The 15,617-nt window shown below is 37.8% G+C and carries 11 protein-coding genes; 6 read left to right on the top strand and 5 right to left on the bottom strand.

Features of this window, described 5'->3' with window-relative positions:
• Positions 1–14 precede the first annotated feature (14 nt).
• The 3 genes from EG346_RS23040 to EG346_RS23030 all read left to right on the top strand — a co-directional run bounded on the left by EG346_RS23040 (position 15) and on the right by EG346_RS23030 (position 4,796).
• On the top strand, positions 15–2,621 hold the full coding sequence (locus EG346_RS23040; RefSeq protein ID WP_123882097.1) for a T9SS-dependent M36 family metallopeptidase: 2,607 nt from the start codon (positions 15–17) through the stop codon (positions 2,619–2,621).
• Positions 2,622–2,748: 127 nt separating this feature from the next.
• Positions 2,749–3,729, top strand: a complete 981-nt coding sequence (locus tag EG346_RS23035) for an EamA family transporter (protein ID WP_123882094.1) — start codon at positions 2,749–2,751, stop codon at positions 3,727–3,729.
• 80 nt (positions 3,730–3,809) lie between these two features.
• Positions 3,810–4,796, top strand: a complete 987-nt coding sequence (locus EG346_RS23030; protein WP_123882091.1) for an alpha/beta fold hydrolase — start codon at positions 3,810–3,812, stop codon at positions 4,794–4,796.
• Between the two features lie 74 nt (positions 4,797–4,870).
• On the opposite strand, the gene rplS is transcribed toward EG346_RS23030, so the two are convergent.
• Positions 4,871–5,227, bottom strand: a complete 357-nt coding sequence (gene rplS, locus EG346_RS23025; protein WP_034704964.1) for a 50S ribosomal protein L19 — start codon at positions 5,225–5,227, stop codon at positions 4,871–4,873.
• Positions 5,228–5,518: 291 nt separating this feature from the next.
• Here rplS and EG346_RS23020 point away from each other — a divergent pair, with 291 nt between their 5' ends.
• Complete coding sequence (locus EG346_RS23020; RefSeq protein ID WP_123882088.1) at positions 5,519–8,257, top strand: fibronectin type III domain-containing protein; 2,739 nt, start codon at positions 5,519–5,521, stop codon at positions 8,255–8,257.
• Here EG346_RS23020 and EG346_RS23015 read toward each other — a convergent pair.
• Complete coding sequence (locus tag EG346_RS23015; RefSeq protein WP_123882085.1) at positions 8,215–8,937, bottom strand: DUF3667 domain-containing protein; 723 nt, start codon at positions 8,935–8,937, stop codon at positions 8,215–8,217. The two genes, EG346_RS23020 and EG346_RS23015, sit on opposite strands and share 43 nt — an antisense overlap.
• Positions 8,938–9,086: 149 nt before the next feature.
• Positions 9,087–10,610, bottom strand: coding sequence for a membrane-binding protein (locus EG346_RS23010; protein WP_123882082.1), 1,524 nt, complete (start codon positions 10,608–10,610; stop codon positions 9,087–9,089).
• Between the two features lie 274 nt (positions 10,611–10,884).
• Between EG346_RS23010 and EG346_RS23005 the strand changes: the two genes are divergently transcribed.
• The gene (locus EG346_RS23005) at positions 10,885–11,586 is read left to right on the top strand and encodes a CoA transferase subunit A (RefSeq protein WP_073335044.1); all 702 of its coding nucleotides are present in this window, start codon (positions 10,885–10,887) and stop codon (positions 11,584–11,586) included.
• A 176-nt stretch (positions 11,587–11,762) separates the two neighbouring features.
• On the opposite strand, the gene EG346_RS23000 is transcribed toward EG346_RS23005, so the two are convergent.
• Entirely contained in the window at positions 11,763–13,568 is a 1,806-nt protein-coding gene (locus EG346_RS23000; protein ID WP_073335043.1) for an ABC transporter ATP-binding protein, read from the bottom strand.
• Positions 13,569–13,850: 282 nt separating this feature from the next.
• Here EG346_RS23000 and EG346_RS22995 point away from each other — a divergent pair, with 282 nt between their 5' ends.
• Positions 13,851–14,504, top strand: coding sequence for a CoA transferase subunit B (locus tag EG346_RS22995; protein ID WP_073335042.1), 654 nt, complete (start codon positions 13,851–13,853; stop codon positions 14,502–14,504).
• Positions 14,505–14,755: 251 nt separating this feature from the next.
• Here the strand turns inward: EG346_RS22995 and EG346_RS22990 are convergent, their stop codons facing one another.
• The gene (locus tag EG346_RS22990; protein WP_073335041.1) at positions 14,756–15,565 is read right to left on the bottom strand and encodes a DUF4197 domain-containing protein; all 810 of its coding nucleotides are present in this window, start codon (positions 15,563–15,565) and stop codon (positions 14,756–14,758) included.
• Positions 15,566–15,617 lie beyond the last annotated feature (52 nt).

Raw genomic sequence — 15,617 nt, 5'->3', positions numbered from 1 at the left:
CTTTATTAGTAAAAATGAAAAAGATAACTCTACCTCTTTTATTTGCTGTATTCGCAGTATTTCCTTCTAGTTTATTTGCACAAGATAACGAGAAGTTAGTTAAAGATTATATTTCTCAAAACAAGACAAGAGAATATAAGAAGAATGATCTTACCAATTTCGTCATTGATAATATTGATGCTTCAAAATCAATGAACGGAAATGTTGTAAAGTTTCAGCAGACTTATAATGGACTGCCTGTTTATGGTTCTGCAGGAACGGCCTTGATTCAGGATAGTAAAATTACGTATTATTCAGATAACTTTCTCAAGGACTATAAAGGGTCAACTTCCAATACTGTAGGAATAACAAAAGAGTCAGCGTTGCAGAAAATAGCTGCTGATTTAGGAACTGATGCTATTTCTGATCTTCCGATTTTTGCTTTTTTTGAAAAAGGATCTAATAAATTAACTGTTGCTAAACAGAGACTGGTATATACTACGGATGAAAGTCAAAACCTGAGATTGGCATATGAATTCTTATTACACGAGCCTAAAACAACAAATCACTGGAATATTCTTGTCGATGCGAATACAGGGAAGATTTTAAGTAAGCTTAATTTAAACCTTTCATGTAATTTCCACGATGAAGCGTATGCTCATGACGAAAATACAGTGGCTTCATTACCTCAGGCTGAAAGTGCTTACCGTATGAATACTGGCAATTTGGTTACTTTAGCACCAGACAATGCATCTTACAACGTTTTTCCTTTACCGATAGAAGCACCTACCTTTGGATCAAGAGCTATTGTAAATAATCCTTGGATTCTTTCCTCCTCTCCGGAAGGTTGGCACTCCAATGTCACAACACATTATACTATCACACGAGGAAACAACGTATATGCTTATGAGGATAAAGATGCCAATGAGCTAACTTTTGGGATCTCTCCGGATGGAGGAGCAGCCAGAAATTTCAATTTTCCTTATGATCCGAATGCTTTAACCTACAATAACTTATCTGCAGCTACGACGAATTTATTTTATATAAATAATATGATGCATGATGTTTTCTATAAATTCGGATTTACAGAATCAGCCAGAAACTTCCAGAGCAATAATTTTGGAAACGGTGGTCTGGATGATGATGAGGTTTTTGCACAGTCACAAGATGGAGGAGGTTTTAATAATGCCAATTTTGCATCTTATCAGGACAATTATAACCCGGTTATGCAAATGTATCTGTGGTTAGGTTCAAATCGTAAATTATTTTATAAAGCTCCATCTGATGCAGTTGGCCGTGTTGTAAATGCAGGGGTTGCTCAGTTTGGACCTGCCTTAAATGATGTTGGAATAACAGGAGATGTAAAGCTGGCAAGTATTATTGACGGATGTACAGCCTTACCGGCAGGTGAAATGGCAGGCAAAATAGGACTGATCGAAAGAGGTGGTGGAACCAATTGTGGTTTTACGGTGAAAGTGAAAAATGCACAGAATGCAGGAGCTATTGGCGCAATCATTTATAATAATACAGCCAATGGCGCTACCATTGGAAATATGGGAGGTACTGATGCTACAATAACAATACCTTCAATATTGATTACCAATGCTGAAGGAGAATTTATTAAAACAAAACTGGCTGCAGCTACCACGGTAAATGTAGACCTGAGAGCTGATACAAAATATGACGGAAGTTTCGATAACGGAATTGTTGCACACGAATATGGTCACGGAATCTCCAACAGAATGACAGGAACTGGTTATAACTGCTTAAATTCAAATGCAGATAAAGAACAGATGGGCGAAGGATGGTCTGATTTCTTTGCATTAATGCTGACCAACAGGCCTGGAGATAATGCGACGGTAGCCAGAGGAATTGGGACATATGCTAGCGGACAGACAACTACAGCCCTTGGAATCAGACCTGCCAAATATTCACCTGATTTTGCTGTGAACAACTATACCTATGGAAGAACCAATGGAATGGAGTACACCAATCAGAATGGAGTTTTGGTCCCGGATGTTCACTCTATCGGATTTGTATGGGCAACAATGCTTTGGGATCTGAACTGGAAATATGTTGAAAAATATGGCTATGCATCTGATGTAACTGCTAATGCGAATAGTGGAAGCGCAAGAGTGCTTCAGCTGGTAACAGACGCATTAAAACTGCAGACTTGTAATCCAACTTTCATTGATGGAAGAAATGCAATACTTCAGGCAGAATTGGCAACAACGGGAGGAGTAGATAAATGTATGATCTGGAGAGTTTTTGCTAAAAGAGGTTTGGGATCAGGTGCTACTGCAGGATCGATGACGAACATCAATGACCAGACAGAAAGCTTTACCCTTCCTGAAGGATGCTCTGCATTATCAACAGAAGAAGTAAAAACGGCTAAAAATAGTATTTCTATCTATCCGAATCCTGCTAGAGATGAGTTCTATATCAACTTCCCAAGCAGTACCATAGGAAAGGTAAGCCTTGAAATCTATGATATGTCAGGAAAGCTCGTTTCTTCAGAAGATAAAATTTCTCCTGCAGAGAAGAAAGCTGTCTCTACAAATAACTTAGTGAACGGAACCTATATGGTAAAAATAAAAGGCCTTGGTTTCGAAGCTTCATCCAAAGTAATCGTTAAGAAATAATTATTGACATCAATAATTTTTGAGAATCGCCGCAAGCTTGCTTGCGGCGATTTTATTTATCTATCATATTGACGTCTCCGGGTATTTCCATTATTATGTCGTAACTTTGCGGGCTGTAAAAAAAATTATGAAGAAGAAAAATATACTCAAGGGAGTGTTATTCGTAGGGATCGGGGCCAGTATATACGGAATGCTGGCTACATTTGTAAAAATGGCTTATCATGATGGTTATACCACCTCAGAAGTCACTACTTCTCAGTTTTTACTGGGCATTGTCGGACTTCTGATCCTGAATTTTATTCAGACGATCACATCAAAACAGAAACTTTCATCACCGAGTTCCAAAGAAGTGAAGATGCTGATGATCGCAGGGACATCTTTAGGCTGTACCAGTCTCTTTTATTATATTGCAGTTCAGTATATCAATGTTTCTATTGCCATTGTGCTGTTGATGCAGTCTGTCTGGTTTAGTGTAGTGGTAGAAAGTTTTATAGCAAAGAAATTACCAAATGCCAGAAAAGTGGTTTCTGTGATTATTGTATTGGTAGGAACTGTATTGGCTACCAATCTGATCAATATGGATATAGAATTAGACTGGCACGGAATTTTTTGGGGCCTGATGGCTGCCGCTTCATATACCATGACCATGTTTACCTCCAATACGTTGGCTACTCATCTTCCGGTATTCAGGAAAAGTATTGTCATGCTTTGTGGTGGATCAGTCGTGGTCTTTGCATTTTTGTTTTTTGCTCAGATCGGGCCTATGTATTTTGACGGTTTAAAATCATTATACCTTAATTTTACAGAAAATACAGAGCACATTCATTCCTTTAACTATTCCATATTCTGGACCTATGGATTTGTATTAGCTTTGTTTGGAACCATTGTTCCTCCGATCTTATTCAATATCGGTTTCCCGAATGCGGGACTGGGTTTGGGAAGTATTGTTTCATCATTGGAACTTCCGGTTTCAGTAACGATGGCTTTCGTTTTATTAGGGGAAAAAGTACTGCTCATCCAGTGGGGAGGAATTATTCTTATCCTTTTTGCTATTGTTCTGATGAATCTGCCTTCAAAAAAAGAATTGAAAGTAGTAGAAGCTGTTTAAAAAATAATCCATAAAATAATAGTAAAAACCGTTCCTTTTGGATCGGTTTTTTTAATTTTAGTCTTTAAATAAATTTTCACATGAAATATTTCAGAAAGGCAATTGTCGTGAGCATGCTCTCAGCTTTCCCGGTGTTCGTATTTTCACAGATAAAGCCATTGGATGCCATGTTGTCCAACTATCAGTATCCTTACGAAGTGCATTTTATTGATCTTAAGTCTCAAAATAACAATCTGAAGATGGCTTATATGGATGTACAACCCCAAAAGCCCAATGGAAAAACAATTATGCTTCTCCACGGGAAGAATTTTAACGGGGCTTATTGGGAAAAAACGGCAAAAGATCTTTCGGAAAAAGGATTCAGAGTCATTATTCCGGATCAGATAGGATTTGGAAAATCTTCAAAACCTCAAAGTTATCAGTTTTCTTTTTCGCAGCTGGCTGAAAATACAAAAGCTATATTGGATCAGTTGCAAATAGAAAAAACAATAGTTCTCGGGCATTCTATGGGCGGAATGGTGGCAACAAGATTTACCCTCCTGTATCCCGAAAAAGTACAGAAGCTTATTCTTGAAAATCCTATAGGTCTGGAAGATTATAAAGCTTTTGCGGGCTATCAAACTATAGATCAGGCCTATCAGTCGGAACTCAAAAATACGGCTGAAACCTATAAAAATTATCAGATGAAATTCTATTATGACAACAAATGGAAAGCTGAATATCAGCCCTGGCTTGACCTTATTGCCGGATGGACTTTACATAAAGAATATCCTCAGGTAGCATGGGATGCCGCCCTCACTTCAGATATGATCTATAACCAGCCTGTCTGTTATGAATTTAAAAATATAAAAACACCCACATTGCTTATCATCGGAACAAGAGACAGAACAGCAATAGGAAAAGACAGAGCGCTTCAGCCTAAGATGGGGCAGTATCAGGAATTGGGTAAAAAAACGCAACGTGAAATTGCAGGTTCAAAATTAGTGGAACTTGAAAATGTAGGGCATCTTCCCCATATAGAGGTGTATCCAAAGTTTTTTAGTGCGCTGTATGATTTTATTAAGTAACACCGTCATTTTATCAAAATAAAAAGAGACTACCTGAATTAGATAGTCTCTTTTTGTATGTATTGTTGTCTGAATTACTTTTTCTTGTAAGCAGCATCCTTGATTCTAGCTTTTTTACCTCTAAGGTCTCTGAAGTAATAAATTCTAGATCTTCTAACTCTACCTCTTCTGTCAACTTCAATTTTCTGAAGTGCAGGCATGTTGATAGGGAATACTCTTTCTACACCTACATCACCACTCATTTTTCTGATAGTAAATGTTTTGGTAGCTCCAGTACCTCTCAATTGGATAACGGTACCTTTGAAGAACTGAGTTCTTGTCTTTTGTCCTTCTTTAATTTCGTAATACACAGTAATTGTGTCTCCTGCTTTGAATTCAGGGAAATCTTTTTTAGTAATGTACTGATCTTGTACGTACTTTAATAAATCCATTTTTAATAAAATAAAATGTTAAAGCTAAGCAACTTACACGTTCTTCGTCAGAGGTTGAATAACAGGTCGCAAAGATACAAAATACTTTTTAATTCCACCAAATAATTACTGTACTAAAAACTATAATTTTTTCACCCCGAATCCGGCTTAAAGTTAACAGTTCCTTTAAATTCCCGACAGGCACAGTTTATATACGAAGTCTACTTTTGCCCGAAATTAAAAAATCAGCCTATTTCTTTTTTAATAGCCTGATTTACAAATCAAAATAAATCTATACAAAAGTAAACTATTATGAAACATTATTTCTTCTTTTTCTGTTTTGCCGTCCAGATGGCATTCGGGCAGGCCTTGTTTCCCTACCTGCAGAATCCGACGCCGAACTCGATGATTGTCAACTGGAAAACAGCTTCAGACAATGAAACAACCGTTATCTACGGAACATCTCCAACCAGTCTGAATGTAACGGTGACGGGAACAACCCATATTTTTTCCGATATCGGTTATAATAACAACTATTACTATCATACAGCAAAAGTGGCAGGACTTCAGCCGAACACCAAATACTATTATAAGATAAAGACCGGGACCAGCGAGTCATCGATCTATAACTTCAGAACACTTCCTCTGCCGGGACAACCTGCTACTGCAGATGGAAAAATACGTTTCCTGATCATGGGAGACAACCAGATCAAGGCAGAACCCAGGTATGATTCCCTTACTTTGAATGCTTTTAAAAAATTAAAGCAAAAGTTTGGAGCCGGCTCAGATCCTTCAGATAATATTGCCCTTACTTTTATGGTTGGAGATCAGGTGGATGTCGGTACGCTCGATCATTATGAGAACGTCCATTTTAAAAAGAACATCAAATTATCCCCTTATCTTCCTATTCAGACAACGGTAGGAAACCATGAGACCTACGGAACTCTTGGGATGAATTCCTACTATGCCCATTTCTATATTGATGAGATTAAATATAAAAATATCGCATCAGGAAATGAAAACTATTATGCACAGCAAGCAGGAAACGTTTTGTTTGTAAGCTTAAGTTCTGAACATACCGGTACTGCACAACAGACCTGGCTTTCTCAGATCCTGAACGAAGCCAACGGAGATCCTACTGTAGACTGGATCATTTCTTTAAGCCACAGACCGTATCAGGCAGAGCAGTATGTAGGCGATATTTCGACCTGGGTAAGAAACAATGCAGTGCCGTTGCTGACGACTTCCAATAAATATTTAATGCACGTTGGAGCTCACCATCACCTGTATCACAGAGGCCAGTTGAAAGAAACCCCTAATTACCAGATTATTTCCGGAGGAACGGCATGGGATCAGTATTGGGGAATGTCTAACGAAAAGGATTTTGATGATGTACAGAAAACCCTTACAGACTGGACTTACCAGATCGTGGAAGTAGATGTACAGACCGGAAAGGTAGATATAGAGTGCTACTCGATAGGAGGAGTCTATAATAGAAAATACAATGAACTGGTAGATACTTTCCACAGGTATAAAAATCAGCCAAAACCTTCAAAACCTAGTATTGCCAATACTTTTTCAGCTCCGGTAACATTACCTTTAACCCTGAACGGAAGTGCTTTTGCATCATCCAACGGAGAGCTCCTGAACACCACCCAGTTTCAGATCAGTAAAGCAGCTAATTTTTCAGTCATTGAAAAAGAATTCTACCGTGATTATGAAAACTGGTTCGGAAAAGACGGAAACGGAACTCCGGATCATACGAAAAACTTAAATGCAGGAATTGATATTACCAAGGCTACCATTGCGGCAAACTCTATTTCAAACGGAAATTATTATGTAAAAGTCCGCTACAGAGACAGAAACCTGGAATGGAGTGACTGGAGCGAGGTAAAACAGTTTGAGGTGACCGGAAGTGTAGTTTCAAACCCCACATTTACATTAGATAAAACAGAATACACACAAGCTGAACCCATCACGGCCACTTATACCGGAGGTCCCGGAAATCAGCAGGATTGGGTAGGAATCTATAAAAAAGGACAGACCCCTGCTACAACGACTTCCCAGGGATTTATTTATACGAATGGACAATCTGCAGGAACAGCCGTTTTCACCAATGGCCTGGCCAGTAAAGGCCAGTATTTTGCAGGTTTCTTCGCGAATAATGGGTATACTGAAATTACGGGTAGAAAAAACTTCTATGTAGGCCCGAAAGTACAGCTGCAGGCTACCGCAGACACTTATCCGGTAGGAGGAACAGTAGTCATCAATTACAGCAACGGACCGAATCTGGTGAAAGACTGGATCGGGGTTTATAAAATGGGACAGACTCCCGGAACCAATACGGCTATTCAATGGAGCTATGTAACAACGCCTTCAGGAACACTGAATTTTACAGGCCTTCCGAAAGGATATTATTATGCCCAGTATCTGCTTGAAGACGGGTATACAGGAATCGGAGATAAAGTATTCTTTAAAGTAGGGGATATTGTAACAGACCTATGGATCAACAAACCGGTCTATACATTAGGTGAAAATATTACCGCTTCATGGACGGATTCTCCTGGAATTATCAAAGACTGGCTGGGAATTTATCCTCAGAATATTCAGACTCCTGATGATAATTTTGTTTCTTATACGTATTTCGATGGAGTTACGCAGGGAACAAAAACAATCCAGGGAACAGCGCTTCCCGCCACTCCGGGGAACTACTATATGGTGATGTTTACCAATGACTCTTACACTGAAGTTTCAAACAGAAAACAATTCCAGGTGACCTCAGGATCACTGGGAACGGATGAAGTGAAGAGTACAGAAAAAAATGTGGTTTTATATCCGAATCCTACAAAACCGGGGGAACCTACCTTCATTAAGAGTGATTACCCGATTGAGAAAATAGAACTCGTTTCAGCATCAGGGCAGTTGTTGTATGAATCAAAAAATATCAACAACCAACGCTTTTCTCTGGTCAATGAAAACCTTCCGAAAGGCATATACTTCGTGAAAGTTCATACAAGAAAATTATTTACTTTAAAACTGGTAATACAGTAATATTGTAAAAACATATTTGGAAAAGCGGGAAAATTACTTCCCGCTTTTGTGATCATTCCCAATATATAGGAAACAAGAGCTTTAAAATAACTGGCGATCCTTGACTTATCGAAGAATTGTCCTACCGCCCAGGAAAAATAAACAAATACAATCACTGCAGCAATCTGCATTAAAGGATATTTCGTTACCCCTTCAAAAATGGCAAAAACAGAAAACATCAGCATTTCCATTCCCAGGATAAAACACAGGAGGATTAATATTTCAAAAAAATTGTAATCATATTTTTTGAAAAATATTTTTAACCAAAAAGCAATAAATCCGCCCATAATTATATTGGAATACCCATAATGACTTTGAACCCAATGATTGATGGTGTTGAGCTGCATCCCTTTTGCAGCATCTATTTTTATATAGCCTTCTTCGATATGAAAAAAATGACTGATAATCGTATAAATAAGGGATGTGACAATAATAAATAGTACAGGCTTGACAAGCCTGCTCCTGTTCTCACTGATAAAATTTCTGATGTTTTCTCCAGGTCTGATCAGTAATTCTCTTATGGTATATAAAATACCTCTGTCGAAATGTAAAACATGTTCAATTTCATGGAGGATATAATGTCCGTCGATCCGCTTAGGTTTGATATTTTGTTTACAGTTCGAGCAAAATTCTTCATTCATAGTAGTATAAGTTTTAAATGCAAAAAACGATAAATGATTTGAAATATGCTTTACACTTTTGTTTAGTTTTTGGTACTGAAAATGTCACAAAGCAAAAATCGGCCATGACAAACAACCGATTTTCTGCTAATATTTAGGTGATATATTTTTTAAAACTCGTAAAGAAGATCATCTTCCTGTAAAGTCGTACTCGAAGCATTATAAAGATCCTGTGGTTCGGTATCTGCAAGAATTTTTGAATCCTGAATAAGCTTTCCTTCTGCAGTATACACTTTTAAAAGAATCCATTTTCCGCTACGTTCCATTTCCTTTAAACCTGATTCTGTTTTATACTTTATTTTTCCACTCTGAAGGATTCCTTCTTTTACAACGGATTTATTCCCGGGCTTTCCTTTCACATACTGTACAATCTGCGCAGTGAAACCTTCTCCTTCTTCCAAAGGGTGGGTGTAGGTATAAGCAATTCCTCCTTTTTCATCATAAACAGTAGAATCATATCCCGTCTGCTTGGCATTCAGTTTTTTCTCTGATTTTATTTTTTCGTCTTCTCTGAAAGATTTTGAAAGGACTAAAATACCCTCTTTATACTGCTGTTCATTAAGTTCTTCAAACAAAGTTCCGGTGTAAGGCATATCATCTTTGTACGTTAGGGCTCCTTTAAGTCTTCCGTCCGGATGATAATATTTGATCTCCTGGATCATATCATCTTTTACTACTTTTTCAGAAGATAGTTTTCCGTCTTCATCAAAATATTTATTCAGTACAACCGAACCGTTTTTGTACACGTCAATCACACTGTAGCCGGAAAGATCATAATTAAACTGATAATCTTCACCATCCTGAGGCTTGTAATAGTTGGATTCCTTCTCGTAAACATAGGTTAAATTTCCTATTTTCTTACCTGTTTCATCATAGGTTGTCTTGTAGCCGTCTTTTTTGTTTTTCTTTTCTTCCTGGAGTATTTTACCGTTTTTTGAATAGATGATGCTCTCCTTTATTGTTCCGTCACTTTTCTGTTTCTCGATTTTGGATACCCTCATCGGATGATAATAATACTCAACGAGCAGATTGTCATCCGAACTGTTCGCATTGCTGGTACCAATATGTTTTCCCTTATCGCCGTAATATTTAGTTTCATACTTTCCTTTACTGTCTGTCGTGATCTCGTACCGTATTCCTTTAATATCCTCATCATAAGCTATTGTTTTGAAAGTATCAGAATTCTCATAAATCGTAACGCTGTTATAAAAAGAGGATAACTCCGGATCTTTATAGACGTACATTTTTCCCTTAAAGGTACCATCCGCTTTATACACAAGATCCTCCACAGGTCTTCCTTTCTCATCAAACGTCTGAGCCGGTCCTATTTGCTTTCCTCCGGAAAAGGTTGCGGTGCTTAAGATTTTACCTTCAGGACTGTACCAGATCACTTTACCTTCATAGACTTCGCTGCCAGGAATTGTATTGGATGCGAGACCCTCCATCTGAAGTTTGCCGTTTTTATAAAAATCTCTGATTAAAGTGAGTTTGCCTTTATTCTCTGTTTCACGGTAGAATTCCATTTTATCCTGAGTGGTTTTTTCCCAGTTTTCGTCAAAATAGACTTTTTCCTGTGCACCGACACTGATGCTGAGAATCAGGACCAAAATGGCTGACGTAAATAATTTTTTCATGTTTTATTAAAGTTTAAATGATTCGGTAATTAAAAATATAAAATAGGATTGGAAATACAGAAACGGTCGTAGAATACAGTCAGATTTTACAGGATCAAATATAAATCAATTTACTGAGAAATAGAAAGCGCTGACAGTATTTTGGATCCGTAAAAACCCGGAATTTTTCATGATTTGTCTTGTTGATTGTTCTTATGAAAAACAGTACGAATTCCGTTCTTAGGATATTTGATAAAATTTATTAAATTTAACGGACAGAAAAATCTAATATTTCATGATAGATAAAAGAGTAAAAAATGCGAAGGAAGCCATCGAAGGAATTCAGGATGGAATGACTTTAATGCTGGGCGGATTTGGTCTGTGCGGTATTCCTGAAAACTCAATCAATGCTTTGGTAGAGAGCGATGTGAAAGATGTAACGTGTATTTCAAACAATGCAGGGGTTGATGATTTCGGATTAGGATTACTGCTTCAGAAAAGACAGATCAAAAAAATGATCTCTTCGTATGTAGGAGAAAATGCAGAATTCGAAAGACAGATGTTGTCAGGAGAACTTGAAGTGGAACTTACCCCACAGGGAACTTTAGCGGAAAAATGCAGAGCGGCACAAGCTGGAATTCCTGCTTTTTATACACCTGCAGGTTACGGAACTGAAATTGCAGAAGGGAAAGAAGTGAAAGATTTTGACGGAAAGCCTCATATTCTGGAACATGCTTATAAAGCTGATTATTCTATTGTAAAAGCCTGGAAAGGAGATCATGTAGGAAACCTTATTTTTAAAGGTTCAGCAAGAAATTTCAACCATCCAATGGCCGGTGCTGCAAAAATTACCATCGCTGAAGTAGAAGAGCTCGTAGAACCGGGAGAATTAGACCCTAACGAAATCCATATTCCGGGGATCATGATCCAGAGAATTTTCCAGGGGGAGAATTTTGAAAAGAGAATTGAGCAGAGAACAGTGAGAACAAAAGAATAAAATTCCTGTTTTTAACCACAAAATTCACAAGAAATTGATCAGGTTTACTCCAATGAAAATCTTATATTTTCTAACAAAGGTAAGTGTGCTTGATCCTTACTCTTAATTGAATGTTTTAGGGTTAAAATTTGAATAAAAACAAAAGCGCTGAACGAAAGTTCAGCGCTTTATTTGTATTATGCTTCCGGTGAAATGAGCATTTTTCTTTCCCCGATCTGCTGTCGCCACATGGCGTAGTACAAGCCTTTTTCAGCAATCAGATTATCGTGAGATCCCATTTCTATTACTTGTCCGCGTTCAAGCACATAAATCCGGTCTGCATGCATGATTGTACTGAGACGATGCGCAATAAGAACCGTGATCTGTTCCTTTTCTTTTGAAATATTTTTAATCGTAGACGTGATTTCTTCCTCGGTAATACTGTCCAAAGCTGAGGTAGCTTCGTCAAAAATCAATAAATGAGGTTTTCTTAAAAGGGCTCTTGCGATGGCGATTCTTTGTTTTTCTCCGCCACTCAATTTCAGTCCGCCCTCACCAATCACCGTGTCTATCCCTTTTTCAGCTCTTTGTAACAATGCAGTACAGCTCGATTTTTGTAATGCAATTTCCAAATCCGATTCTGTAGCCTCAGGATTCACAAAAAGAAGATTTTCCTTAATGGTTCCTGCAAAAAGTTGGGTATCCTGAGTGACAAAACCAATTTGATTTCTCAGTTCATCAAAATCAAACTCTTTTCCATTAATGGTATTGAAGAAAACATTGCCTTCCTGAGGTCTGTACAGCCCAACCAGCAATTTAACCATTGTACTTTTCCCCGATCCGCTTGGTCCCACAAAAGCAATGGTTTCTCCGTTTTTAACATCAAAGGAGATATTATTCAGGGCTTTATATTGAGCAGACTGGTGTTTAAAAGAAACATGTCTAAACTCCAATTCTTCAATAGCCCCAATTTGTTTGGGATGAAGAGGCTTTTCTTCCACCTCTTTTTTCATTAACTGATCGAAATTCTGAAGAGAAGCTTCAGCCTCGCGATAAGAAATAATAATGTTCCCTATTTCCTGCATTGGTCCGAAAATAAAGAAACCATAAAACATCAGAGACAGATACTGACCCGGAGTGACAATATTTTTAAAAATCAGGAATAACAAGGTCATGGTAATGGTCTGTTGAAGAAAATTGACCATCGTTCCCTGAATAAAGCTTAATGAACGGATACTTTTGACTTTTCTCAGCTCAAGCCCCAGAATCTTATACGTATTATTATTTAGACGGATCACCTCTTGATTCGTTAACCCCAAACTTTTGACAATTTCTATATTTCTTAAACTTTCTGTAGTACTTCCGGCTAAAGCCGTCGTTTCTGAAACAATATTTTTCTGAATGCCTTTTATCCTTTTACTTAATAAATTAGTGATGAAGGCAACAAGAAAAATTCCGCAGATATAGACAGGCATGATTGACCAATGCAACCGAATGGCATATACAGACACGAAAATAATACTGACCAGGATTCCGAAGAAAATATTAATGAAACTGGTGATGAATTTTACAGTATCTTCTCTCACTTTTGTTAAAATTGATAAAGTTTCTCCACTTCTCTGATCCTCAAATTCCTGATAAGGCAGTGCCATTGAATGCTTTAACCCGTCTGTGAAAATTTTTGCACCAAACTTTTGTGTGATAACGCTTACCGCATAATCCTGAAAAGCCTTGGCAATTCTGCTTACCATTGCTGTTCCGATAAGTAATCCCAGAAAGTAAAAAACACCGTGATAAATTCCGCTTCCGTATAAATATTCATTCAGATTTCGGGGTAAGAGTTTTTCCTTATCAAAAAAATTGGGATGCGTAACCAGCTGATCCAGAATATTCCCTGTAATAGCCGGAGCAAATAAAGAAAAAACCTGATTAACGGTTGCCAGTAGTAAAGAAAGAGCAATGAGCCATTGGTAGGGCTTAAGGTATCTTAAAAGTATTTTCATTCTAATAAATAATGATGCAAAATTAGAGATATTATTTTGACTTACAGTATTAACCTGAGCTCTGGTTAAAAAAAATAATATAATGACGATAAAAGCTGATAGAAACGAGCGAAAGACGATATCCCTGGCAAGATCTTAAACCTTGTCAGAGATACTTCCTGTATGCTTTGCTTCGGTACATCATTACATTGTCCCGAAATCAGGGAAATCTTAATAATTTTCAGTAACAAAGGCCTTTTGTATTCAAGTGAAAAGATTTAAATTGCAGTTTAAGTTTTTATTATGCTTACAAAAGAACAAATTGCTAAAAGGATTTCAAAAGAACTGAAAGACCGTTATTATGTAAACCTGGGAATCGGAATCCCAACTTTGGTCGCTAACTACGTTCCAGAGGGTATTTCCGTAGAATTCCAGAGTGAAAACGGAGTTCTCGGGATGGGACCTTTCCCTTTCGAAGGTGAGGAGGATGCCGATATCATCAATGCCGGAAAACAGACCATTACTATTCTGCCTGGGGGGTCATTTTTCGACTCAGCCTTCAGTTTCGGGATGATCCGCGGTCAGAAAGTAGATCTTACCATTCTGGGAGCGATGGAAGTTTCAGAAAACGGAGATATTGCCAACTGGAAAATTCCCGGTAAAATGGTCAAAGGAATGGGCGGGGCGATGGACCTTGTAGCTTCTGCTGAAAATATCATCGTAGCCATGATGCACGTAAATAAAGCCGGAGAAAGCAAAATACTGAAAAAATGCAGCCTTCCGCTTACAGGGGTTAACTGCGTGAAAAGAGTAGTGACCGAACTGGCAGTGTTAGATGTAACTCCTGAAGGATTTAAACTAATAGAAAGAGCACCGGGGGTTTCAGTAGAACATATTGTAAAATCAACCGAAGCAGATCTCATCATCGATGGTGAAATTCCTGAAATGCAATTTTAATATAATTGAAGACGCTTCGTGAATTTCATTCATAAACCTTCAATCTATAAATCAGAATAACACTGCTGAAAACTGACTGTTAACGATGACAGATCGTACCGGAAATATCATGCTGAGCATAGTCGAAGCATATAAAATAATTTTCGTTTCAGAGCAAAAGAAAAGGCTGTTTCAGAAATTGAAACAGCCTTTTTTATATTTTAATGTCTGATAAATTTTAAACCTCCAATGAGAAGTCTCATATCCGACATCTATTTCGCATCCTGAGCGCCAAAAACCTTCTGTAAAATAGAAGTTGTTCTCATAGCCGGAGTATTTCTGATTCCGCTTTCTTTGTCCGCTACCATTTTGAAAACACCGTTGATGGTTTCTGTCGTCACATACTCATTAAGATCCGTTGTGACAGACTGTCCTGTAAACGTGTTGTATTTGGTGATCAGGTTTTTCCAGACGGTATCAGCACCTACTTTTCCCAACGAAGCTTTCACTTTAGGCTGGAAAGCTGTAAACAACTGGCTTTGCGTTTTGGTCTGTAGATAATTCGTAGCCGCATTGTCATTGCTTAATAATATATTTTTAGCATCAGTGATGGTCATGGAGGTGATCGCTTTTGTGAAAATAGGAGCAGCTTCGGTTACAGCATCCTCAGCAGCTCTGTTCAATAACTTTACCCCTTCATCCGCCAGGCTTCCCATTCCCAGAGAACGCAAAGTCGTATCAATCTTTCTTAATTTTTCAGGCATTAAAATTTTAACCGCTTCATTTTTAAAGAACCCATCTGTTAGTGCCAGTTTTTTTACCCCATCAGTAACTCCAAGACTTAAAGCTTCCTTTAATCCTGAAGAGATCTGTGTGGAAGTAAGATTTCCAAGGTTCACCGGAGATGTTTTGGCTGGAGTTGTGGTCGTACTGGTTGTCGTTGCAGAACTATTAGTTTTTGACGGATTGTCAAGATCAACCCCTGTTTTAGTTTTAACAGTAGATTTAATGATATCTAAGAGCTGTGCCTGCGAAGAAACTGAAAATAATAATCCTGCGGCCAGTAAAATGCTTTTTCTCATTGTATTTTTTTGCAAATTTAGATGTTTTATTATTTAATAGGTTAAATACGTA

This window comes from Chryseobacterium carnipullorum (genome assembly GCF_003815695.1).
Classification (GTDB): Bacteria; Bacteroidota; Bacteroidia; order Flavobacteriales; family Weeksellaceae; genus Chryseobacterium; species Chryseobacterium carnipullorum.
Note: the sequence above shows the minus strand (reverse complement) of the source record. Positions and strands in the feature narration are given on the sequence as shown.

What these genes read in the sequence shown, in the direction of transcription:
- EG346_RS23040 (WP_123882097.1), top strand. Translation starts at nt 15, where the DNA reads ATGAAAAAGATAACTCTACCTCTTTTATTTGCTGTATTCGCAGTATTT.
- EG346_RS23035 (WP_123882094.1), top strand. Translation starts at nt 2,749, where the DNA reads ATGAAGAAGAAAAATATACTCAAGGGAGTGTTATTCGTAGGGATCGGG.
- EG346_RS23030 (WP_123882091.1), top strand. Translation starts at nt 3,810, where the DNA reads ATGAAATATTTCAGAAAGGCAATTGTCGTGAGCATGCTCTCAGCTTTC.
- rplS (WP_034704964.1), bottom strand. Translation starts at nt 5,227, where the DNA reads ATGGATTTATTAAAGTACGTACAAGATCAGTACATTACTAAAAAAGAT.
- EG346_RS23020 (WP_123882088.1), top strand. Translation starts at nt 5,519, where the DNA reads ATGAAACATTATTTCTTCTTTTTCTGTTTTGCCGTCCAGATGGCATTC.
- EG346_RS23015 (WP_123882085.1), bottom strand. Translation starts at nt 8,937, where the DNA reads ATGAATGAAGAATTTTGCTCGAACTGTAAACAAAATATCAAACCTAAG.
- EG346_RS23010 (WP_123882082.1), bottom strand. Translation starts at nt 10,610, where the DNA reads ATGAAAAAATTATTTACGTCAGCCATTTTGGTCCTGATTCTCAGCATC.
- EG346_RS23005 (WP_073335044.1), top strand. Translation starts at nt 10,885, where the DNA reads ATGATAGATAAAAGAGTAAAAAATGCGAAGGAAGCCATCGAAGGAATT.
- EG346_RS23000 (WP_073335043.1), bottom strand. Translation starts at nt 13,568, where the DNA reads ATGAAAATACTTTTAAGATACCTTAAGCCCTACCAATGGCTCATTGCT.
- EG346_RS22995 (WP_073335042.1), top strand. Translation starts at nt 13,851, where the DNA reads ATGCTTACAAAAGAACAAATTGCTAAAAGGATTTCAAAAGAACTGAAA.
- EG346_RS22990 (WP_073335041.1), bottom strand. Translation starts at nt 15,565, where the DNA reads ATGAGAAAAAGCATTTTACTGGCCGCAGGATTATTATTTTCAGTTTCT.